Origin of the sequence: Actinomadura sp. DC4 (genome assembly GCF_030406325.1) — a bacterium.
Lineage (GTDB): Bacteria > Actinomycetota > Actinomycetes > Streptosporangiales > Streptosporangiaceae > Actinoallomurus.
In genome coordinates this window covers 177,552-199,141 of record NZ_JAUEQY010000020.1, presented here as the reverse complement: position 1 = coordinate 199,141, position 21,590 = coordinate 177,552, and the positions used below count along the sequence as shown (strand labels likewise).

Annotated in this window: 18 protein-coding genes; 8 read left to right on the top strand and 10 right to left on the bottom strand. The window is 66.4% G+C overall.

Annotated elements, in window-relative coordinates:
* Positions 1 to 109: 109 nt before the first annotated feature.
* The 6 genes from QWU11_RS30020 to QWU11_RS29995 all read right to left on the bottom strand — a co-directional run bounded on the left by QWU11_RS30020 (position 110) and on the right by QWU11_RS29995 (position 6,339).
* Positions 110 to 274 carry a hypothetical protein gene (locus QWU11_RS30020; protein WP_290117811.1) on the bottom strand — a complete coding sequence of 55 codons (165 nt, stop codon included), beginning with the start codon at positions 272 to 274 and terminating at the stop codon, positions 110 to 112.
* Entirely contained in the window at positions 271 to 504 is a 234-nt protein-coding gene (locus tag QWU11_RS30015) for a hypothetical protein (RefSeq protein ID WP_290117810.1), read from the bottom strand. The genes QWU11_RS30020 and QWU11_RS30015 overlap by 4 nt, the downstream gene beginning before the upstream one ends.
* A gap of 1,401 nt (positions 505 to 1,905) precedes the next feature.
* Complete coding sequence (locus QWU11_RS30010; RefSeq protein ID WP_290117809.1) at positions 1,906 to 2,394, bottom strand: hypothetical protein; 489 nt, start codon at positions 2,392 to 2,394, stop codon at positions 1,906 to 1,908.
* 363 nt (positions 2,395 to 2,757) lie between these two features.
* Entirely contained in the window at positions 2,758 to 4,305 is a 1,548-nt protein-coding gene (locus QWU11_RS30005) for a tyrosine-type recombinase/integrase (protein WP_290117808.1), read from the bottom strand.
* A 239-nt stretch (positions 4,306 to 4,544) separates the two neighbouring features.
* A complete protein-coding gene (locus QWU11_RS30000; RefSeq protein WP_290117807.1) occupies positions 4,545 to 4,805 on the bottom strand; it encodes a DNA-binding protein in 261 nt (86 codons plus the stop codon).
* 565 nt (positions 4,806 to 5,370) lie between these two features.
* A complete protein-coding gene (locus QWU11_RS29995) occupies positions 5,371 to 6,339 on the bottom strand; it encodes a DNA cytosine methyltransferase (RefSeq protein ID WP_290117820.1) in 969 nt (322 codons plus the stop codon).
* A gap of 23 nt (positions 6,340 to 6,362) precedes the next feature.
* Here QWU11_RS29995 and QWU11_RS29990 point away from each other — a divergent pair, with 23 nt between their 5' ends.
* The 4 genes from QWU11_RS29990 (at position 6,363) to QWU11_RS29975 (ending at position 9,507) form a co-directional block, all read left to right on the top strand.
* Positions 6,363 to 6,656 carry a transposase gene (locus QWU11_RS29990; protein ID WP_290117806.1) on the top strand — a complete coding sequence of 98 codons (294 nt, stop codon included), beginning with the start codon at positions 6,363 to 6,365 and terminating at the stop codon, positions 6,654 to 6,656.
* Positions 6,656 to 7,528 carry an IS3 family transposase gene (locus tag QWU11_RS29985; protein ID WP_354670918.1) on the top strand — a complete coding sequence of 291 codons (873 nt, stop codon included), beginning with the start codon at positions 6,656 to 6,658 and terminating at the stop codon, positions 7,526 to 7,528. Before QWU11_RS29990 ends, QWU11_RS29985 begins: the two co-directional genes overlap by 1 nt.
* Positions 7,525 to 8,481, top strand: coding sequence for a hypothetical protein (locus QWU11_RS29980; RefSeq protein WP_290117805.1), 957 nt, complete (start codon positions 7,525 to 7,527; stop codon positions 8,479 to 8,481). The genes QWU11_RS29985 and QWU11_RS29980 overlap by 4 nt, the downstream gene beginning before the upstream one ends.
* Positions 8,482 to 8,979: 498 nt before the next feature.
* A complete protein-coding gene (locus tag QWU11_RS29975) occupies positions 8,980 to 9,507 on the top strand; it encodes a hypothetical protein (protein ID WP_290117804.1) in 528 nt (175 codons plus the stop codon).
* Positions 9,508 to 9,616: 109 nt separating this feature from the next.
* Here the strand turns inward: QWU11_RS29975 and QWU11_RS29970 are convergent, their stop codons facing one another.
* Genes QWU11_RS29970 through QWU11_RS29955 form a run of 4 tightly spaced genes read right to left on the bottom strand, consistent with a single transcriptional unit; the run spans position 9,617 to position 14,519 of the window.
* Positions 9,617 to 10,972, bottom strand: a complete 1,356-nt coding sequence (locus tag QWU11_RS29970) for an AAA domain-containing protein (RefSeq protein ID WP_290117803.1) — start codon at positions 10,970 to 10,972, stop codon at positions 9,617 to 9,619.
* The gene (locus QWU11_RS29965) at positions 10,962 to 12,485 is read right to left on the bottom strand and encodes a hypothetical protein (RefSeq protein ID WP_290117802.1); all 1,524 of its coding nucleotides are present in this window, start codon (positions 12,483 to 12,485) and stop codon (positions 10,962 to 10,964) included. The genes QWU11_RS29970 and QWU11_RS29965 overlap by 11 nt, the downstream gene beginning before the upstream one ends.
* On the bottom strand, positions 12,482 to 13,633 hold the full coding sequence (locus QWU11_RS29960) for a hypothetical protein (RefSeq protein WP_290117801.1): 1,152 nt from the start codon (positions 13,631 to 13,633) through the stop codon (positions 12,482 to 12,484). The genes QWU11_RS29965 and QWU11_RS29960 overlap by 4 nt, the downstream gene beginning before the upstream one ends.
* Positions 13,634 to 13,679: 46 nt before the next feature.
* On the bottom strand, positions 13,680 to 14,519 hold the full coding sequence (locus QWU11_RS29955) for a hypothetical protein (RefSeq protein WP_290117800.1): 840 nt from the start codon (positions 14,517 to 14,519) through the stop codon (positions 13,680 to 13,682).
* Positions 14,520 to 14,656: 137 nt separating this feature from the next.
* Between QWU11_RS29955 and QWU11_RS29950 the strand changes: the two genes are divergently transcribed.
* The 4 genes from QWU11_RS29950 (at position 14,657) to QWU11_RS29935 (ending at position 21,586) form a co-directional block, all read left to right on the top strand.
* Positions 14,657 to 15,970 carry an exonuclease SbcCD subunit D gene (locus tag QWU11_RS29950; protein ID WP_290117799.1) on the top strand — a complete coding sequence of 438 codons (1,314 nt, stop codon included), beginning with the start codon at positions 14,657 to 14,659 and terminating at the stop codon, positions 15,968 to 15,970.
* On the top strand, positions 15,967 to 19,152 hold the full coding sequence (locus QWU11_RS29945; protein ID WP_290117798.1) for an SMC family ATPase: 3,186 nt from the start codon (positions 15,967 to 15,969) through the stop codon (positions 19,150 to 19,152). Before QWU11_RS29950 ends, QWU11_RS29945 begins: the two co-directional genes overlap by 4 nt.
* A 122-nt stretch (positions 19,153 to 19,274) precedes the next feature.
* On the top strand, positions 19,275 to 20,765 hold the full coding sequence (locus QWU11_RS29940; RefSeq protein ID WP_290117797.1) for a hypothetical protein: 1,491 nt from the start codon (positions 19,275 to 19,277) through the stop codon (positions 20,763 to 20,765).
* Positions 20,762 to 21,586: a hypothetical protein gene (locus QWU11_RS29935; protein ID WP_290117796.1), complete on the top strand. Its 825-nt coding sequence runs from the start codon at positions 20,762 to 20,764 to the stop codon at positions 21,584 to 21,586. Before QWU11_RS29940 ends, QWU11_RS29935 begins: the two co-directional genes overlap by 4 nt.
* Positions 21,587 to 21,590 lie beyond the last annotated feature (4 nt).

Genomic DNA, 21,590 nt, shown 5'->3' with positions numbered 1-21,590 from the left:
ACATCCTCGCCGCCCAACGACGCGAACGCGCCCGCATCCGCAGCGAACGACAACAACGCTGGGGAGACCCACGGCGCCCCAAAGCCGCGTGATCAGACCCGGCCAACGTTCATGGACAGAGCACTAGCTCGGCTTCGCCATCACGCCATTTCAGCTTTTGGACACGTCCGAGGAGTTGCCCCACCGATCGCCGGAAAATGATGCCGAGCGTAACGGCAGCGAGCGGCCAGGCGAGCCGGCCGGTGATGGAGTCGATGAACTGGAGGGTGTTCACGGCCGCCGCGGTTCGCAGCGGTTCGGGCAGGACATCAGGCCGGGGACGTACCGCGGCTCGGGATCACCCATCGCTTCGACTTTGACCGGGCTCACGTTGATCGGTGTACCGCAGGTTGGGCACGGCGGGCGGCCGACGTCCTGGAATTCCTCCCAGGTGTAACCGCCGGGGCGAGGGCGTCCTTCCTCGGTCAGGGCGAAGGTGTTGGGGTCGAGGCGCCATTCGGCCATGGGTTCCTCCAGGTTCGAGAGCTACATGCCGAGTGTCTCGTACGGTTCTGCCATTTCGACCTGCGGCGCAGGCACGTTCCGCTCGGCACTGCAGGTGTCGCAGCCGCAGGGGTCAGCGCCCCTCCAGCCGCTCGTCGGCCAGCTCGGCAAGTGCGCGGGCCGTGTCGCGAAGCACGCGGACGGCACCATCCGGCATCGCGGCAAGGACCAACCGGGCTCACGCGTACGGGGGCAGGTTTTGCGGTGCGTAGTCCATCGCTCGCTTGAAGGGGGGGATGGCGACGCTCAGGGCGTCGATGTCGAAGTGCTTCACAGCGTGCCTTCCTTGATGACCAATGCTGTCCTTGCTCGAGCGTCGTGGTGGACCTTGACGATCAATCAACCTCGTATTGGTCGCCGCGGGGCTCATAGCTGAACATGGCGCGGCTGCACGCCTCCCCCACGGTGAGGACAGGAAGCCTCATCGTCCTCGCAACAGCAACTTCCGCCTTGGCGCGCTCGTCGCGCTCCCAGTGTCCAACGCCACCACCCAGGTCGCATATTCGCAGATGACCTGGAGGTTCACCGCCATGAATGCGCGGCCTTCCGGCGTCGTTGGTTCCCATGACTGGGCAATGCCAGCGTCAGCGTGCTCCGCTGCCGACCGCACCTCGTACCCAACGGCTCGGAGTGCGGCGGCCACACCGCAGAATCGGGTGAGGTGGGCTTGGAAAATGTCTTCGGGGGATGACTTAACGCGAGCGACCAGGAAAATCCGCTTTATTGTCACAGCGCTCCCTCCTGGATAATCCTGCCGTCCGTGTCGAGCAGCCGCCACGCCCGCGAGTTCATGCCGTCGGGGGTGACGACCGGCACACCGTACATCGTCGCCGACTCTGGCGGCAGGACATACCCGGCGGGGTGGATGTCGGGCTGCGTCTCGTTGAGGAAGTGGCCCTTCAGCAGGGCATAGGCGTCGCGGCCGGCCTCAACGCGGCAGAGCTGGGACCGGTCGGCGTGCGGCCGATAGAGGCCGAGCAGCTGCCCGTACGTTGGCTCAGCTGCGGGTTCAGCCGCATCACGCTGTCGTGGACGCTGGTGAACAGGTCCTTGAAGGTGTCGGTGAGGCGGCCATGCAGGCGGCCGGGTCGGTCATGGTGCCCACCTCTGCTGGTAGTCCGCGTGGTCTCGCAGCCTACGCCGCACGCCTCCTGCGAAACTCGAAATAGACGATTGTAAATATCGAGCCCAAGACGACGAAACCTGTAAAAAGTGGTGACTTACTGGCCGCCCCCGCAAAAAGACAGCAGAAGACAAGCGCGGTATTGACGGCTGCAGTCCGTGCAGCCCTTTTGCGGTCACTTTGCCCGAGCTCGACACCACGGCGAACGTCAATGTCGATCGGATGTGGGGGCGGGCATGTCAGGTTGGCTCCCCCCCATCTATCAGCAGAGAAAAGGTGGTCCTCTGGCCTCGCGCGATCAGATCTGGACCAATTCGAAGCTGGCTTCCATTTCGCACAACAGCGGGCTCACTGTAGCCGGGCTCGGTAGAGGCGACCAATAGTTCCAAAATTGGAACACCGACATCTAGGACTAAGGGGCGTTCACGGTCGAAGGCGCTGCTCGGAATATCCCGGCGCCCCTCATTGATCAGCTTGATTTCTAAGACACGCGGGTCCGAGAGCAGTCGACCGTCACGACGGATTTCCAATCCCTCTCGTACGCTACTGGCTGCAGTGCCGTTCAGTAACTGAGTCTCCGCTGTCATTTCATAAGCTAGCCGTTGTGGTGGGTTGGCGATTATCCAAGTGATCCACACCGCCAGCAGCCCGAGTGTCACGGTGGCAACCACACCTGTGGCCGCCCAGAACGTCTCAGAATAAACGAAGCTTTTCCCCGCCAGAACCATGCCACTGATTAAAACACCTGGCGATCAACAATGATGTCGCCTCACCGGTTCCGGCCACCACGCGCTCCACGATCGTCTCGGCGCATGTGCCTGAGCGGGCCGACGGGGCCGGCGTGGTCGTAGTTCGGAATTTATGTTGTTCGATCGCCGTACCCATCACTGCTCACCAGCCTCGGCAGTGTGACCGGCCAACGATGCCGCCGCGCGCCGTTCCTGCCGCCTGAATCGCGTGTACGCCCCGAGGCGCTCGCGGCAGTGAGAGGACCGGCTCGACCACCAGCTGGCGAGATACCGGCAGCTCAGGAGGGTTTCCCATCTCTGCGCGCCCTGCCGGGGGCACCTTGCCTGACCAGGGAAAACATCTCATGTGCTCGCTTTCCGTTGGACGGATCCGAGCCTTGGGGGCCCGTGGGGGGACCGGCGCGTGGCGCGCGCCTTCTTCCGAGGGATCATCGCGGCCGTCTTCTCCGCAGCCTCGCGGGCAAGCTCGCTGACCACTTCGGCGTACAGGTCCGCCGTGATCGCGATCGAGCTGTGCCGCAGCATCGCCGAGACCACCTTGATGTCAACTCCGGCCGCGAGCGCCATCGTGGCCGCACCGTGCCGGAGACCGTGGAGAGTGATCGGCGGCAGGCCTGCCTCGAATGCGAGGCGCTCGAACTGGTCGGTGATGTGGGCGGGGTGGTACGCCTCGCCGTTCTCCTTGGTGAAGATCTTCCCGGACTCGACCCACTCCGCGCCCCACTCCAGGCGTTCCTCGCTCCGGCGCTTCATGTGGGCCCGAAGCTCCTTCACAGTCTCCCTGCCCAGGGCGATCGTGGCGCCGGATGCCTCAGTCTTCGGGTCGCCGTCCTCGACCTCCCAACCGAGCTGGATGAGCGACGCGCTGATGAGCAACTCGGCGGCATGCAGGTTGAGAGAGTCGACCTCCGCCCCGCACGCCTCGCCGCGGCGTAGGCCGGTGTGAGCGATCAGGTGATACAGCGCGTAAAGGCGATGGCTCTCGGCTCGGTCGAGGAACTCGCCAGTCTGCTCGCCTGTCCAGACCATGACCCTGCTCGGGCGCATCTGCGGGTCTCGCCAGATCTTGAACGTGTCCACGTTCCGGCCAGGCCGGGCGGCGCGTGCCTCAGCGATCCGCTGCTCATACGCTGCACGCCAGGTTTTCTCTCGCGCGGGCGTCCACAACAGCGCCTTCTGTCGCTTTACCGGTGCCAGCTCGACGTGCTCGGCGGAGTTCCAGGTGATGTGCGGGTATCCGTCGCCGAGGGCGTTGGACAGCGTCGCCAGGATCAGCTTCTGCGTGCCGGGGCCGGTGATCTTGCCCTTCCTCTCGCCCGCGTTGATCTCCTCGTTCCGCTCCTCGATCCTGGCGAACATCGCTGAGATGTCGGTGGGCCGCAGCTTGTCCAGCTCGATGTGACCCAGATGCGGCTTCAGATGCACCCGAATGTGGGACTCGTACCCACGCCAGGTGTTACGTCGGATGCGCTTCTTGCCCGCCAGCCATGCGTCCAGGTAGTCGCTGACCAGGCCTGTCTGGAATGCGACGCCCTGTCTGTGCCGAAGACGTAGGTCGTCGTAGTCAGGGAGATCTTCCTTGCGAGTCCGCGCCTCTTTGATCAGCCGCAGGATCTCCAGGCGCGCCTCGTGCCCGCGTGCGCCCTTGTCGGGGATGGACAGCAACAGCTCGGTCTTCTGGAACCACTCCTTGAGCTCGTCCTCAGAGGTGAATCCGCCAGCCTTTAGGTAGACGCGCTTGCCGTCAGGCCCGGGAGGCAGCTCCTGCTTCCCAAACCAGGTCCCATGGCGCGGATTCCACGACCCATCACGGCGGCGCAGCTTCGGGCAGGTGGCACCGAGGTCCCGGCCGTTCTCGTCCCGGCATCTACATCTCTTACGTGGTCTCATCCAGCGCCCCATCAAGGTGCGAGCCCGGCCGCTGCCGCTCTAGGCAAGCGGAAGAAATCGAGGCTCCGGTAGTTCCGTATGCGACCCTCGTAGCTACGAAAGGTCGATCTGCGGAGGTTGACGTGGTCGGCCAGCCAGCGTCCCGGCCACTCCACGGTCATCGCGCATCTGAGCTAGCCGCCGCTGGCGGAACGGCCCACCTGCTTCATCAATGTCGGACCTTCCAACTCACTCCCCTCTCAATCAGCTTCTTTCTGGGTCTGTGACGAGGCGTCTTGTGCCGTTGCCTTCTCGCTTGTTGTAAGCCCGAGCAGATCGCGCAGGAACGCGGTCGGCACCCGGTAGGAGTTGCCTAGCCGCAGCACATTGCACGGGAATTCGCCGGTACGGGCCAGCTCGTACGCCTTGGTGCGTCCGATGCCCAGTGCACGCCCGGCCGTCGCGAGGTCGATCACGGGCGGAAGACGGTCGAGTTCAGCTCGTGTCAGCGCGGGCGCCATCATCGCCTCCCCTGGTCGCGACGGCGGCGCATCGATGCTTCAGGATCCTGCTGGTGCTCGGTCGAGACACGTCCGTTCGGCACAATGACCCGGGTTTCCTGCCTCGCTGCTGCACAGAGCACACGGCTGCAACGGTATGGAGACGAGTCCGGCTTGGGAGCCCCTGAGCAGCCCTTTTGTGGCCTGGAGGTCATACGGCACCTCCCGTGCCGCCGAGAGCTACGAAGGGTGCTCTCGTTCTCCCCGGCCTCCTGCAAACGTTGGCGCGCGGCGAACACGCCGCATTCGAGCGCCTGGCGCGGAGATCGCCCAGGAGTCGTTACCGGAGTCCTCTGGCGCTGAGCTGCCGTTCGATGCCATTCGCCACCCAGACCGGCTCTATCCACAGCCTGTGGGCAGGTGAATGGCAAGAGCAGACGGCAACCACTTCTGCCGCTTTCCGCCGCAGGATGCGGCGTACGAAAGTCTTCCGCATTGCGACCGCCGTGTGTTGGCGCGATTTCCGGCCGCGGCCCGTGCGGAGATCGCGCGCGTGTCGTGTGGCACTCGTTTCGGACTCGTGCGGTCATGATCCACCTCCGACCGAGTCGCGCGTGTCGGTGGGTAGGTTGCTACTGAGTGCGAGGAAGGCCGTGATGGCCTGCTGGGGGACGACGCCGTTGCCGAGCAGGCGCATCTGCGCGGTGCGAGTCAGTGGCAGGTCGGTGACCCAGCCGGCGGGCAGGCCCATCATCCATTCGACGAACCGGGCGCTCAGGCGGGGTTGTCCCCTGGTGCCGGTTTCGGTGGGTTGTGGCGCGGGGCGACCGAGCATCGCCTCCCAGCCGCGGATCGCCGGTTCGTACGCGCCCCAGGTGGCAGCGGCTGCCGGTGCGGCAGGTTGATAGCGACTGAGGGAAGCGTCAGGTCGCCTTTGGAGCCGTGCTGATTCCGGCTGCCCTTGGTCCCGTCGCTGGCGCGCGGGGTGGGCAGGAGTCGTACGGCAACGCTGAGCGGCATGGCGCGGCTCGGCTGTTGACGTGCCCGGCGACCCAGCCAGGACAACACGGTCTCTCCGTCGTTGGCGTTGCAGGCCGTCGGTGTCGGCAGCAGCTCGGCACATGCCACATCGCACAGGTTTACCTGCCGCCCTTGCTGCCTGCGGCGCTGTGGACAGGTCCGGCCGCGTGATTCGTGGGCTTGCGGGGTGGGTAGCAGCGATGAACATCCGGTCGCGGCGGTGGGGGGCTCCGACGTCGGCGGCGCGTAGGCACATCCATGCCGTGTCGTACCCGAGCGCGGCCAGGTCCCCCAGAACGATGGCGAGTCCGCGTGTTCGCAGGGCGGCCACGTTCTCCACGAGCACGAGTCGGGGTCGAAGTAGGCGAAGGGCTTCGGCGATGGTGAGCCAGACTCCACTGCGGGTTCCCTTCTTGATCCCGGCACCGGGACCGGCGTAGCTGATGTCCTGACACGGGAAACCGGCGGTGACGATGTCCACGGCCGGGACTGAGCTTCCCCCCGTTAGGCGGACTCCTGACCTGAGGTCATGCATGATCATCAGGAAGGATGTCTCGCATGCCCGCACCACACCCTCCGGAGTTCCGGCGCCGCGCGGTCGAGCTGGCGCGTCAGGGCGATATACCGCTGATCCAGCTGGCGAAGGATCTGGGGATCAGCCGGTCGTGCCTGCAGAACTGGATGAGCCAGGCCGATGCCGATGAAAAGGGCGGGAGCCCCGAACGGCTGAGCAGCGCGGAGAAGAAGGAACTGGCGGAGCTGCGCCGGCGTAATAAGCAGCTTGAGATGGAGAACGACATTCTCAAGCGGGCGGCGGCGTACTTCGCGCGGGAGAACGTACTCCCAAAGTAATCTACTCGCTGGTCCGTGAACTCGCCGACGACGGTATCCCGGTCGCGGTGACCTGCCGAGTCCTGAACGTTTCGAAGTCGGGATACTACGACTGGCGCGGCCGGCCCGATTCCGTGCGGGAGCTGCGTAACAAGGAACTGACGAAAATGATCCGCGTGATCCACGCCGACTCCCGCGGCAGTTACGGTTCACCGCGTGTGCACGCCGAACTGACGCTCGGGCTGGGCGAGCGGGTCAACCGCAAGCGGGTCGCCCGGCTCATGCGCCAGGTCGGCCTGCAAGGCGTCTACCGGCGCAAAGGCCGCCGGAACCTGGTCAACGCCGCCACCGAGGAGGACCTGGTCAAGCGCCGGTTCGAGGTCACGGACCCGGACCGGCTGTGGCTGACCGACATAACCGAACATCCCACGAACGAAGGAAAACTGTATTGCGCGGCCGTCATGGACGCTTATTCACGGCGTGTCATCGGCTGGTCGATCGATACCCGGCAAGACACCGATCTCGTCGTCAACGCACTCGCCATGGCGGTCACCCGCCGAGCCCCGGCTGCCGATTCCACGATTCTGCATTCCGACCACGGAACCCAATACACGTCCTGGGCCTTCGGGAAACGACTCCGTGACGCCAGCCTGCTCGGCTCCATGGGCACTGTCGGCGATTGCTACGACAACGCAATGATGGAATCCTTCTGGGGGACGATGCAACTCGAACTACTCGATAGCCGTACCTGGAAAACCCGAGACGAACTCGCCAATGCGGTCTTTGAATGGATCGAATGCTGGTATAATCCATACCGACGCCATTCCAGTATCGGAATGCACAGTCCCATCACGTTCGAAGGGCTCCACCAGCCCTCAGACACCACCGAGTGACCTCACCGAAGGTGTCCGTGCACCGGGGGGAACCTCAGCTCTACGTCGAGCTCCCGTTCTGGCTGATGACGCCGGCTGGCCTGGTGGATGTCGAGTGGTCTGGGACGACGTTCGGCATCGACGTGTGCTCGGCGTGGATGGAGGTGTTCGGTGGCCAGGTCGTCGACTCGCGCGCGTCCGTAGTCCACCACGGGCCGTGGCGCCCTGATGGGTGGGAGCCGCCGGACGAGATCGCCGCGGAGTTCGAGCGGCACCAGATGACGTGGTTGCAGCGGCCATGCAAGACGGTCCTTCGGCTGACGACACGCGCACATTCGAGCGCCTTCCGTGAGCTCGATGAGAACGAGCCTCCCCGAGCCCGAGCCGAACAGCAGGCGTACTGGGCGTCGCTGTGCGAGGCGCACGTACCTGTCGTGAACGAACTCATTCAGCGATACCGGCTGGTCACCTACGACTATTTCGCATATGAGGTAAGCGCGTGGGACGTGCCGGTGTGGTATGTGAAGCACGCTGACGTCGGGTACCGGGCGGTACTGCTGCCGTACAAGGGATGGGACGCCAAGCCGGTAACTGTTGAGGACGCGGAAACGGCCGGCGATCCGCCGAAGGTCCGGCCGTTCCAGTGGACGAGGCCGGACGTGCTCGCGGCCGTGTCCAGCGTGGACGCCACGCCCGGTGAGTTCGACCTGCTCGACGCGCGATCTTTGATGGAGCGCGGTGATTACACCGGCGCCGTCCGTCGCACGGTCACGCGGTCGAGGCGGTCCTCCGCTGGACGCTGGTTGCTGAGCTGGAAAAGACCTATCCACCGTCCGAGGCTGAAAGACGTGCGGCGAACACCGACAACGACTTCCCCGGCCGACTCGCACAGTGGCGCAAGCTCGCTCGCCCGGAGATCAGTCAGCAAGAGTTCGACGAGTTCCAGACCACGCGAACGATTCGGCACGAGATAGTCCACCGCGGCCGCCGGCTCACCCATCCGGAGCGTGGCCGAGCACAGCGGGCAGTCGACACCGGCCGATGGTTGTATAACAAGATCGAGGGCAAGGCCGACCGTGCACACCTACGCGACTATGGCTCAATGAAGTCCGTGGGTCGCGTTGCACTCGCCCCTCGCTTTCCGTCTAGCCTCGACGTCAATGGGATCACGCTCGGCCCGCTCTTCGGCACGGACAAGACCTAGCTCCATGCCTGACGAAGGACACGACGACGTACTCGCGGGCGAGCACCGTGATGCGTACGGCACCGGTTCGTTCAGAGGCCGATGCCTGTTCTGCGGCGCGCGAGCGCCGCTCACCCGCGAGCACGTCTGGCCAGCGTGGCTCCGCGACGTGCTAAGACCGCGAGGCCCTTTCAAGGCAACGGTGGCCGGCCGGCAATGGCAGACGCCATCCGTGGATGTCGTCGTCCGCGTTGTATGCGGCGAATGCAATAACGGATGGTTGTCCCAGATGGAGGAGACGACGCTGCCTCTCCTACGCCCACTGGTCACAGGCGAGGCGGCGCCGACACGCCCGGTCGTGCTGGATAAGACAGCGCAGTCACTGCTCGCAACATGGGCGGCGAAGACCGTGCTCACGCACGAACCGACCCGGCCGACCCGCGTCATACCCGATGGCGAGTTCTGGACATTCTGCGAACACCGCAAGCCGGTCGGCAACCAATTCGTATTCTTCTCGGCCTACGCGGGCCGCCGGTGGGCGGCGCGCTCCTGGCGCGAGCCGCTGCACCGGGCGGGACACGACGGCCGTCTGTCGCGCCATCCGATCGGTTACACCGCGACGCTGCTCGCCGGGCACGCCCTGTTCCGGATCGTCCGCTGCGAGCCTGCGGGCACGCCCATGTGGATCGACCACAGCGTCTCTGTAACGTCGGTTCGGCTCTGGCCACCGACCGCCACACCGCAGCCATGGCCGCCGTCGCTGACGGTAAACGACGACGCGGTCGACGCCTTCGGCGCGTCCAGCGGCACGGCTTAAGTGTCACAGCCCACACGCGGAGCGTGTGGGTGCCGGAAACTCGGCTACACTACGCGACCTGGGCGTATTCATGGATTACCCCCGCCTAGCCGAGGTACCTGTGCCGTAGTCACGCAGCGACGTGATGCAGTGCGAGCTTATCCATCACGACCTGGTTGGCTTCCCAGCCGTCGGGGAACTTTGCTGGCACCGACAGGTGGACTGGGTCGGTCGAGGGATGGCTGTCCAGGAGGTCACCGATTCCTTCGCGGGCGACGACAATGCATGCCTGCCGGTGACGGGAGGTGAGCACGCATAGCCGCCCGGCCTCCAGATGGAACGCGGTCGCGTCTCGGCGCCCTGACAGCGGATGCACGACGATGACGACCTCGAACTCTTGGCCCTGCAGCCGATTAGCGGTGTCGACCTCCACGTTCAGCGCGTTCGGGTTGCCGGTGCGAGCGAGCGCGGCGCGGACGATGTCGGCTTGGTCTCGGTGGGCGACGCCGATAGCGATGTCGCTTCCGTCCAAGGTCCGGCCATTGTTGTGGCGCTCGCAGGTGGCGACGACACCGCGGTCTAGCAGTCGGGCGGCGAGGTTCGCGGCGGTCTGGATGGTCTCGGCGTCGGTGCGCGGGACGTGGCGACGCGGCAACTCGTGCAGCGCCCAGCCGGTGGCGAATGCCATAGCCAGGGTCTCGTCCAGATCGGTATTGCCGAAGGCAGCGGTGCTGAACTCTAGGGTGCGCGTGCCCGGCAGGGTCCCGGCGGCGAAGCCAGCGAAAGGGTAGAAGGCTTGGGAGATCATGGGGGCCGCGGATGTCGGCAGGCGCCAGGACACCGGCAGCCGGTGCGTGGGGGTACCTGGGTTGTGTTCCAGCATCACCGTGACGCCGTTCTGCGTCGGGTCGTGCGGCAGTCCGATCCAGCGCTCGGTGCCGACGATCGTGAAGGGATCCAATTGACCGGGGTCCCCGACGAACAGGCCGCGGTCGAAACGTTCGACGATCTGCAGCAGCATGTCAGAGCGCATCTGGTAGGACTCGTCCAGGATCGCCCAGCCGAACGTGTCGTCGCGGACGGTGGCCCACTTGGCGGAGGTGCCGACGATGACGTGGCAGTCGGCCAGGTCGGTCAGGGTGTTGCCGACGGCGCTGTTCGCCGGGTCGTTCACGGCCGGCGGCGGATCGTAGCCGCTGGCGCTCAGCCGACCGATGGAGACGTCCGGATGCGCGGCGGCCAATCGTACGACGAGGTCGTCGACCTGGTTGTTGGTTTGGGCGACGACGATGGGGCGTTCGTCGCCGTCCACTAGCTCTCCGGCGGCGCGGACCACCAGCGTGCTCTTGCCGGCGCCGGGCGGGGAGTCGACGACCACTGCTCTGTGGCTGGGGTCGGCCAGGTCGGTCAGGATCGCCGTGATTGCTGCGTCGGCCGCCGCGGCCGCGTCGAACGCTGTGTTATTGCTGCTGTTGTCAGTCTCCATCGCCCCACTCCTCTGCAACGGCGTCGTCGATTTCGGCTGTGTTGTCATCTGGTGCGTTGAGCGCGGTGGCGTGTGTCCAGGGGATCTGCTCGGGATCCGGGAACACCGGTGTCGGCCGCCAGCCGGGGTCGGGAAGGTAGGCGACGCTCTGCCCCACTGCCGGTACGGTTCCTGGTCTCGGGACGCGGGCGCGGCCCATACCGCCGGTGACCTCTACCGTGACCAGGCTCAAGTTCCCATCGGGGGCGGTGGAGACGATCACGGCCTTGTGGCCGGCCGGCATGGACGGGCTGATCAGTTTGGTGCCGGCAGCCAGTCGGGTGGGGTCCTGGGTACGGACGGCGATCCGGGGCCTGGGCACCCGCCGATTCCTATCAGTGGTGACGACCCGGTCGGGCTCGGCCGCCACAACGATCCCCGCGAACGCCTCACCGACGCTGCGCCGGTCGGCAAGTACGAACGGGTCGTCGAACGCCATGTCGGCTTCGAAATCGGCCAGAGCCCGCTCCAGCCGGCTCAGCCGCTTCGCCGCACCGATCGCGGTGTCCCGCTTGCGTTGCGGGAGACCGCCCGTGTCTTGATAGTCCGAGTATGCGGTGAAGGATGCGCAGTCGCGTTCGAAGCGCATGTCGGCTCGCGGAGCCTCCTCGACGCCCCGCAGCAGGGCGATGGCCTTCCACATCAAGCGCCATGTGGGCTTGATCTGATCAGCGATCAGCTCTCGCAGGTCGGTTTCTGCCGAGGCCATCGCCTGCGGGTCGGCGGCGGCGCGTGCGGCGTCGAACCGTCTGATCGCTGGCGCGAGGTATTTGTTGTCGAACTCTGGAGACGTGGCAGGCCCGGCGGGCGGGCATACGCTCGGATTTTCCGCATCGGCTATGGCCTGCTCGACGCTCAAGCCGTCGGGAGGGGCGATCCAGGCCATGAGCGAGGCTAGGTTCTGGTCTTCCAGCACGCTTTGGCCGGTGGCCCAGTGTTCCGCGAGCATCCCGTTGACCGGCAGCAGCATGGAGGCACCTGCCTGCTCGGCCGACTCCGCCAGGAATGTCAGCCACATGCCGAACCGCGGGACGACGTCCGGCACTGGGTAGGGGCCGGTGGTCTTACGGAACCGGCACATGCGGCCGAGATCGCCCAGGGCTCCGACGCCGCCAGGGTTGGGAACCAGGATCTGCGGGGCGTCGGTGTAGCGAGAGGCAGGACTCTTGCGGCCCGTGATCTCACGACGGTCACGGCGGCAGTAGTCGATGTAGTCCATAACGAGGCCGCCGAGTTCGGCGGCGAACGCGAACCGCTGGTCCCGGTTGCGGGGCTGCGCCACGACCAGCAGCTTTGGCGACCTTTTGGCCGAGCCGACCATCGCCGCGAGCGGCGCACCGGCCTCCCCGGCCATCGTCAGCGGCACGATCACCAGCGGCCGGTCTGACAGGCGCCGGTGCCGGTACGTGGTCAGTGGCATCGCCTCCATCGCCTCTATCGCCTCCAGGTGCGCCAGCGCCGACACCCTGCTCATGCCACGGCCCCCGGTGTGTCGGCGGTGGCCAGCAGATCGGCGCGCAGTCGGGCGGCGTGCCGCAGCGCGACGGCCATCTCGAGCTGGTCGTCGTTCGGTGTCAGCTGCCCGCGCGCCAGGCCCAGGGCCATGGTGGCGGTGTCGATTCCGCCGAGTTGCTCTCGCACCGTCGGCCCGAGCACGTCCACCGATGCGCGGTCGCGGGCGCGGGAACGGCAGTAGTACGCCATCTCGCAGTGGTTCAGGCAGTCCGGCTGGTAGGTCGCCGGTACCTGGTCCAGCGCCTCGGCCAGCTCTTCGCGCGGACGATGGGGACGGCCGGCCTCGTCCGTGGCGAGGTCGAAGGTGAGGCCTTCGGGCAGCAGTCCGACCAGCTTCCCAATGCGCTCGATGCGCGCCAGTTGCCGGTTCAGGGCAGCCACCTGCTTGCGGGCGTCGACGAACGCTGCGGTCGGACGGTTGGTGAAGTCTTTCGGCGCAACCAGCACGATCCTGTTGGACACGGCCTCGGGCCCAATGCCCGCGTCGGCGAGCATGGCGCGCAGCGCGATGATGTACGCGGACGCCTGGGTGGTCGCCGGCCGCAGCTGTGTCGGGGCGGCCTGCCCGTCGATGATCGGGAAGCTCTTGATCTCCACGACATGGAAGCGGTCGTCCACGCGGAAGGCCACCAGGTCAGGTTCCAGGAATACGGCGTGCCCGCCAACCTGTAGCCGCAACATCGGGTGGTCGTACAGGGTGCCGTCGCTCAGTCCCTGGGAGGCCTGCACCAGCAGGTGCTTGGTGCGGGCGTGGCGGACCTCGGGACGGCCATCGCCACCGACGTCGTTCAGGTCCTGGTAGCCCACCTCCGGCAGGGTCAGGCCCAGGGTCTCGCGAAGAACGCGCAACAGCTCGGCGCAGCCGTTGTCCTTCACCATCGCCTCGAAGGTGTTACCTCGCGCGATCGCGAAGGAGGACTGCCCGAAGGGCACCTGGTATCCGGCGTGCGTGGCGATCGCGGTTTTGTCAGAGCCGGAGGCGTCCAGCACGGCGCGCAGCGTGCAGCGGGGGTTGTTCTCCAGGGCGGCCAGCGACCGGGCACTATAGGTCAGGCGCGGCGCGGAACCGCGCAGCGCGTCCAGGCGTTTGTCGACTGCTGCGTTCACGATGTCGGGATCCTTTGGGGAAGAAGGGATCGCGGGTGGGCGGATGTCAGTTTTGGGCATGCAGGCGGTTGAGCGCCTGCAGCGCCGTGCCGAACAGCTGCTGGTCCTCGCTAAGCCGTTTGCGGGCCCGTCGGGCGGTCTCAGCTCGAGTGGCGCGATCGGCGTCGATGTGAACTCCCAGTTCGACCTCGGCCGCGTCAATCACCTGCTGTAGATCCGGCGCGGCATCGTGGCCTGCCGGTCCGGTCGGTACCGCGCCAGGGATGTTCACGGCGAAGCGCCACAGTAGCCGCAGCGCCGCCGGGCTGGGCTCGGTTTCTGCGGACTCGAATGTTGTGCGCACCGTCTCCGCGATCCGCACCGCGCCGGTGAGGAAGTTCACGCGTGGTGACAGCGGGCCGATGATTCGCTGTTCCAGCGTCCAGGTACTGATCGTCACCAAGGCCCTCACCGGGGACAGCAGGTCGTGGGCTAGAGCCGGGCACAGATAGTACGGCCGGGCACCAGGGGCCGAGCGGTAGGAGCGCTCCTCGTCGCGGCGCAGGCTGGACAGCTTGGACGCGGACAGCTCGCCGGGAAAGAACGCCTCGTGCACGCCCACGATCAGTTTCGGCGCGGCCGGGGTCCCAAGCAGCATCAGAGCACGATGTACGTGTTCGCGCGCCGGCAGCATCGAGCCGCCCGCGCCCGGTGCCGCCGGAACGGGGCCGGACGGCGTGGCCGGCGGCTCGTCGGCGTCGATCAGGGCGTCCCAGGCTCGTTCGGCACGACGGAGTTGCGAGCGCAGCTCGCCGGCACGCTCGGCGTCCCCGGCCACGGAGGCGTCACGGATCGCGCGGCGCAGATCCGTGATGCTCTTCTCCAGCGCGTCCAGCGGATCACTCATGAATCAACGGTACCAGAGTTCCCGAAACTTCCAGACTCTCTCCTGAGTCCGCGGTACGGTCAGCCTCACCGACCCTCCAGTCGTGGATGGCGCGACTGTGCCGCTCCGCGAACCCCTTCCCCCCTTGGAGGCATCCCATGATGGGACGCGTGTTCCACACCTCCGACTGGCATCTGGGCCGTCAGATCGGTCGTCACCGACGCGACGCCGAATTCGATGCCGTCCTGGACGAGATCATCGAGATCGCCGCCGACTTCGCCCCCGACGTGATCGTGCACAGCGGCGACTTGTTCGACGGACCCCGGCCCGGCCTGGATGACATGCGGCGCGCCGCCCAGGCGCTGCGCCGCCTTGGAGAGATCGCGCCCGTGGTCGTCGTCGCGGGCAATCACGACACCCCGTATGTCCTGGCGTTCCTGGAGTTCGTCCTGAACGACATGGGCACCCAGGAGGCAGACCAGGTCCGGGTGCGCTTCGCCGCCGACGCCCGCCCCGACAGGCTGCTGCTGGCGGATTATCCTGCCGCGGGAGGCGAGTTGTCCCTGCGTATCGGCGCGCTGCCGTACCTGCACCCCAATCGGTTCGCCTACGACTTCGCTGACCCCGCCATGACGACCGCCGCGTACGCCGAGCGGATGCGCGCCGTACAGGCCGACGTCTACCGCCGCCTGGCCGCGGGCCGCACATCTCGCGACGTCCTGGTCTTCGCCGCTCACCTGTTCGTCGAGGGCGCCACGCCCTCCCACTCCGAGCGGCGGATCTCCATCGACGCCGACTACGCCGTAGCCACCGCCGACCTTCCCGCCGTCGACTATGGTGCCCTCGGCCACATCCACAAACCACAATCTGTCGACCGCGCCGGGTTCCCCGCCCACTACGCCGGGAGCCCGTTGCAGCTGGACTTCGGCGAGACCCGCGACACCAAGTGCGTCGTGCTGGCCGAGATTGCCCCAGGCCACAAACCTCGTCTCGAACTCGCACCGCTGACCTCCGGCCGTCGCCTGGTCCGCTTGGAGGGCACCCTGGAGGAGATCGCGTCCCGCGCCGACCGCGTCGGAGACGCTTGGGTAAAAGCGGTAGTGAACGTCGACGGCTCCCCGTCGTTCCTTCCGGACGCCATCGCCAAGATGCTGCCGGAGGCGACGATCGTCGCCATCGAGGAACGCCGCCCCGAGGCGGCGGACCGTGTACTGGACCGCGAAGCCGCCACCGCGAAGTTGCCCGGCGTCGAGGACCTGCTTCGCGACTATCTGGAGGGCCGCGGTACGCGTGGTCCGGCCCTGGACCGCGCCATGACCGCTTTCACCCACCTGCAGGCCGATCCAGACCCTGAAGACCCCACACCCTGCTGCGAGGAGACGCTGCTCACCGCCGCCATCGAAGGCCGGAGCCTTGACGGCATTGACCGTACGGGCCTGCTCGCCGGCCCTGGACCGGAGACGACCCGATGAGACTACTGAAACTGTCCCTGACCGGATTCCGCAGTTACTCCACCCCGGTCACCGTCGAGTTCACCGGCAAGAGCCTGGTCGCAGCGCTCGGTGATACCGGCGCCGGCAAGAGCAGCCTCCTGGACGCCATCACGTTCGCCCTGTTCCGCAAGAGTTCCTGGGATGCCAAAGAACCCCGGCAACTCATCGCCGACGGCGCCCAAGCCATGAGCGTCGAGCTCAACTTCCTCCACGACGATCAGCGCTGGCACGTGCACCGCACCATGCACGTGACCAACCCGAACGCGGCCCGGCATTTCCTGAAGAACCTCGACACCGGTGATGAATACGACAACGCTTCAAAGGTCGATACCCGCATCAAGACCTTGCTGCAGATGGGGTACGACACTTTCCTGCGTGTCGGGCTGCTCCCTCAAGGAAAGTTCGACCAGCTCCTCACCGCGGCCACCAAGGAACGAACCGCGCGGCTACGAGAACTGTTCGGTGCCGAATCGCTGGACACCGTACAACAGCTGGCCACCCGCCACTGCCTCACACTCAAAGGGCTGATCGGCGACGCGAAAACCAAACGCGCCGCCATGCCAGAGAATCCCCAGCAGGCCGCAGCGGTCGCCGGTGAGATCGCGGACGCCGCCGACGCCCGCGCCGGGTACCTGAACACCGCCATCGATCGCATCACCGCACTGCAGACCGAGACGGCCCAGGCTCGCAACGCAGCGACAGCAGCCGACGCTGCCGCCCAAAACCTGTCGACACGCGCCGTGACCGACGCCGACACCGTCCTGAACAAAGTCGAGCCCATCGCCGTCGGCATCGTCACACGACGCGACGCCCTGCGCCGTCGCGCCATCGAGGCAGCACATACCGAAGAAGAGCTGAGAAAGGCGATCGCCGTCGCCGACAACAACGGCGAAGGACTCAGCGCTCTTGGCAGAGCCGCCGTGACCCTGGAGACCCTCGCGGCGCGAGCCGAGGAGCAACGAGGCGAGCGCGATCGGCTCGCCGCGCTGAACGAGCGGCTGGACGCCGACGGTACCGCCATCGCCACAGCCGAGGCGGAACTGGCCACGCGCGCCGACGACACCAGACCTCTGACAGAGGCCGCATCCAACGCCGCAGAGGCGAGCAATAGGATCCGCACGCGCGCCATCACGGTCCGATCCCTGGTGACCGCCGCCGTCACGGCCGCCCGCCACGTCGCCGATGCCGTGAGCGCACGAGCCATCGCCGTAGGCGATTGTGAATCCGCCCGCGAGAGCGTCGTCCCGCTGAAAAGTGAAGCCCTCGCGGCCGAGGGGCGCGTCCGGGACGCCGAAACGCGCCTTGAGACCCTTCGGCTACGTTACAAGGCCGCCGGGATCGCTGCCGAACTGCACCCGGGAGATGACTGCCCGGTGTGTCGGCAGGCCTTGCCGGCCGGCTTCACGGCCGAGTCCGAGACCGGCGCCGCCGAGTTGCGCCGCGTGAAGGCGCAGCTGCGCGACGTCAGGGTCGCGTACGACAAGGCCAGCAGTCTGCTCACCGATGCCCGCGCGGCCGTGACCGCGGCCGAACGCGCTGTGGCTGAAAGCGGCAAGAACTGCCAAGACGCCGAGCAAAAGGCGCGAGAAGCCCAGGGGACGGCAGCGAGTGCCTTCACGGACTTCGCGGCGCTGGCGGCGGACGCCGAGGAACACTTCGACGTCGGATCCGCAACGGCGACGCTGACCGAGGCCACGACGGCCCTGGCCACGCCGGACACCGACGGTGCCGATCACCCCGAGCGGTACACCACGACGATCAACGAGGCGATCACCGCATGCGAACGAGCGGCCGCTGCGATCGCCGACCAGAAGCGGACCGAAGCTCTCAGCCACACCACCCGGCTCGAAGCCGAACGGGAGATACTCGAAAGCCGCAAGGGCTCGCACCGACGTGGTCTCGATGATGCCGTTGCCGCCTCCGACCGGTACACCCGCGCCGTGGCCCGTCTCGCCGCCGAAGTCCGAGCTCTACCGATCCGCATTCAGGCGATGCTGCCGGAGGAGGCGATCAACATCGGCGCGGACGCGGCGGCCACGGCAGCCAGCGCTGTCGCCGCCCGCACGACCGAAATCCAGAAACTGATCGACGCACTCGAGGCTGCCAGGTCGGAGAAGACCGCGGTCCTTGTCCAGCAGCGCACCTTGGACCAGGAGAGCCGCACCGCTGTTGACCAGCCGGTGTACAAGCTACGTACGGCCCTGGACGACTGGGCACGGGCCGCCACCCAGGCGATCGCGCACCTCGGCGAAACCGGCCAACACGAGGTGCCGCAAGCTCCCGCCAGCTCCGGGATCGCCGAGATTCGCTCGTTCGCCGCCGCGCTATCAGAGATCGCCGCGACGCTCGACAGCAAACTGAACGAGACGTCCGCTGCTAGCGCCGCCCGCGCCAAGACCACGCTGTCTCGTCTGCGCCAACACGCCGCCGAACTCACCGACGTCGACGGCTTCGACCCCACCGCCGACCTGACAGCACCCCAGATGCTGCATCCTTTGGTGGCCGCGGCCGCGAAAGCCGCCAAGGAGGCCGAAGACCAGCACAAACAGCAGCACATGGCGCAGGACCTGATCAAACCCGCCGCCGACCTGCACACCGCCATCACCGCCGGCGAGGCTCGCCTCGAAGCACTGGACGCGCTGCGCCGCGAACTGGTCGACGCCAAGTTCCTCGGCCGCCTCACTATGCTGCGCACCCGCGCGTTGCTTGGCGTCGCCAGTGACCTGCTCGGACAGCTGACCGACGAGCGGTTCGGCTTCGCGGACGACTTCGACATCGTCAGCCGAAGCTCCTGCGTCGTCCACCACCCCAACCGACTGTCCGGCGGAGAAAAGTTCCTGGCCTCACTCGCCCTCGCGTTGGCACTGGCCGAACTGCACTCTCGCAGTGGACCTCGGCTGGGATCGCTGTTCCTCGACGAAGGCTTCGCAGCCCTGGATACTGCAGCGTTGGAATCAGCGCTCGAGGTGCTGCGCACCCAAGCCGGGGGCGACCGGCTCGTCATGGTGATCAGCCACTTGCACGCCGTCGCCGAGGCTGTCGACGACGTGCTGTGGGTGGAACACGGCCACACCGGGTCCACAGCGCGCTGGCTGACTGCGGCCGAACGCGATGAACTCGTGCAAGCCGACCTGGCCAACGGTCTGCAGGCGCTGGCGTAATGGAAATAATTGACACGGCCAATCCGATACCTACGCATGTTCACATTCCGGCCCGCCGACGCTGAACAACACCTCTCAACTTGATCATCTGGGCTGCGCTGGCTGGGGAGGGAAGGACTCACATGTCCGAAACGGGAGTTCGTGGCCGCGACACACTCGGGCTTGCCACGCGTGTGAAGGCACTCGCCGTCGCCGACCCGGTCCTCGACCTCGAGCGCCGGAAGCCATTGCTCACGTCGCGAGACTGGGGCGGCTACCAAATGGAGGAGCTGGCGCTCACAGCGATTGACACCGTCACGCTGAAGATGGACTTCGATGACGGCGCTCGTCACGAGGATGTCGTGGCGGCGGTGGCGCGCGTCGCAGAGCTTCAGATGCCGGACCGCAGTAGCGAGGAACACGCCGACGCGGCCCGCTGGGTCCTGGACAGCCTGGTGAACGTCGGGACGGTCGACCGTGGCTTCAGCCACATCTATGGCCTCGCCTTTGAGGGTAGGTATGTCTCCCACAGCTTCTCCTTCAAGCTGTTGCGTGAAGTCGCCGGACACGATGGCCGGCCACGACTTCGTGCCTCCAATGAGGCGATCGCGGTGCTGGTCGGCGCGGTGGACATCGACATCGCTTCCGAACAGGTTGCTGCCGACGCCAAGTTGGAAGCTCTGGTGAGACGTGGGCGGCTGACCGACGCCTACCGCGCTGCGGAGATGGCGTTACGCCGCACGGTGCAGTACGCCGAGTACATCCGTACACGGCTGGAGGGAATGCGCCGGGATGTTCGCTCACTGGACTGGGTCCGTGACGTGGAGCGGATGCAGACTGAGGCGCTGGAGCACATCGAGGACCGCATCAACTCCGAGAGCACCATCAAGGACAACCTGGTCCGGATGATGGATAACAGCACCGAGGACGCGACCCCAGCTCAGGCCGCCGAACTGATCGCGATTCTCGAGGAGTGTCTGCGCAGGCACGCGGCGCTGCAGGCGAATCTGCAGGAAGTCGGCGAAGAGTTCCGCGCCGAACAAGAACGGCAAACCTTCGTGCCGCCTCCGAGCCGGTCCTATGTGGATCTCGAGCACCAACTGCTGGAGCCAGCCTTGGAGCTGCCGATACGCTGGGTCCTTCCGCTGTTGGACAGGTTCGCTACGGCGGCTACACCGCCCAGTCGACCTGCGGTCGTCTATCTCCCGGACTTGATCTCTGGCTTGATGACGCTGCCGGCCGAGCACGATGGCGAAGACGGCTTGATCATCGAACCCGAGTTCGGTGATGCCGAAGACGTCCCGATGTTTTCCGACGAGCAATACACAGCCGTCGAATCACTGCTGGCGCGTGCCGATGCCGACGGCGTCCGCCTATCCGAGCTTCTGAAGACGGCGCGCCACCTTAATGTCGCGAAGGCTGGTCGAGAGAAACTCGACCACCTGCTGGCTCTGCAGGTGCTGGGGTTGTTCGGGGCACCACACTACGACCCTGAGCACCGCCTGATGCTGGCGGCACTGGCAGACGAACGTGAGCTGTACGACGAGGTGCTCGCCGGGAACGACCTGCTGGTGATACGTGGCCCGGCGTCCACTGCCCCGCCAATCGAGGACCGTAGGAACGGGGCCGTATGATCGACTTCGAGGATATGGCCGCAGTGAACAGGCTGCTCGCATTCGGATTTCAGCCCGGACTAACGCCCCGGCGCAACGCCGAGTACGCCGCATTGGTGAGTCGCTGTGGCACCGATCCGGCGTTCGCGCAACTGCTACATGCGGCTGTGCGCGGTTTCGACCTGACCGTCATCGCGGTCAGCCCGCGGGCCGGACTCGTGCTCGGGGCGACCGCCGAAACGCAGTTTGCAGTCAGCATCGCCAGCCATATCCGGCAGCCCGCCGACCGGCCGATCGCGGCGCTGGCCCACCTGGCCATAGCCGCGCTCGCCTACTACCGGCCTGAAGATCTGGACGACGAAGCCCATGTCGGCCGGGTCACGGTCCGCCACGTCGATGAGATGGTCGAACAGGCGGCCAGGGAGCTGGAGCGCTGCGCGGCCGAGGCCGACAAGGATGACGGGGTTCCGGTCGACCATCCGGATCTAATCCAGCTTTGGCGCTACTACCAGCGGCGCAACCCAGTGGCTCCCACCGAGGACGCCCGATCCCACTCCAAGAGCAGGCGCGCGATCATCAAGCGGGTCGCAGAGTACCTAGCGGACAACGGCATGCTCCGGCGCGCGGGCAACGAGAACGGCGGCACCTACACCACCACGGCCCGGTACCAGATCCAAGTGCGAGAACTAGCCGGGCAGCAGATGCTCGGCGAGCTCGCCACGCTCGGGGTCACAGTCGGCCCGGACGGTAAACCCGCGTTCAACAGTATAAATATCGAATCCGCTGATACGCCCAGCACCGAAGCATCCCCCGACCCTGCGCCAACTGAGCCAGGAGCCTGATCCA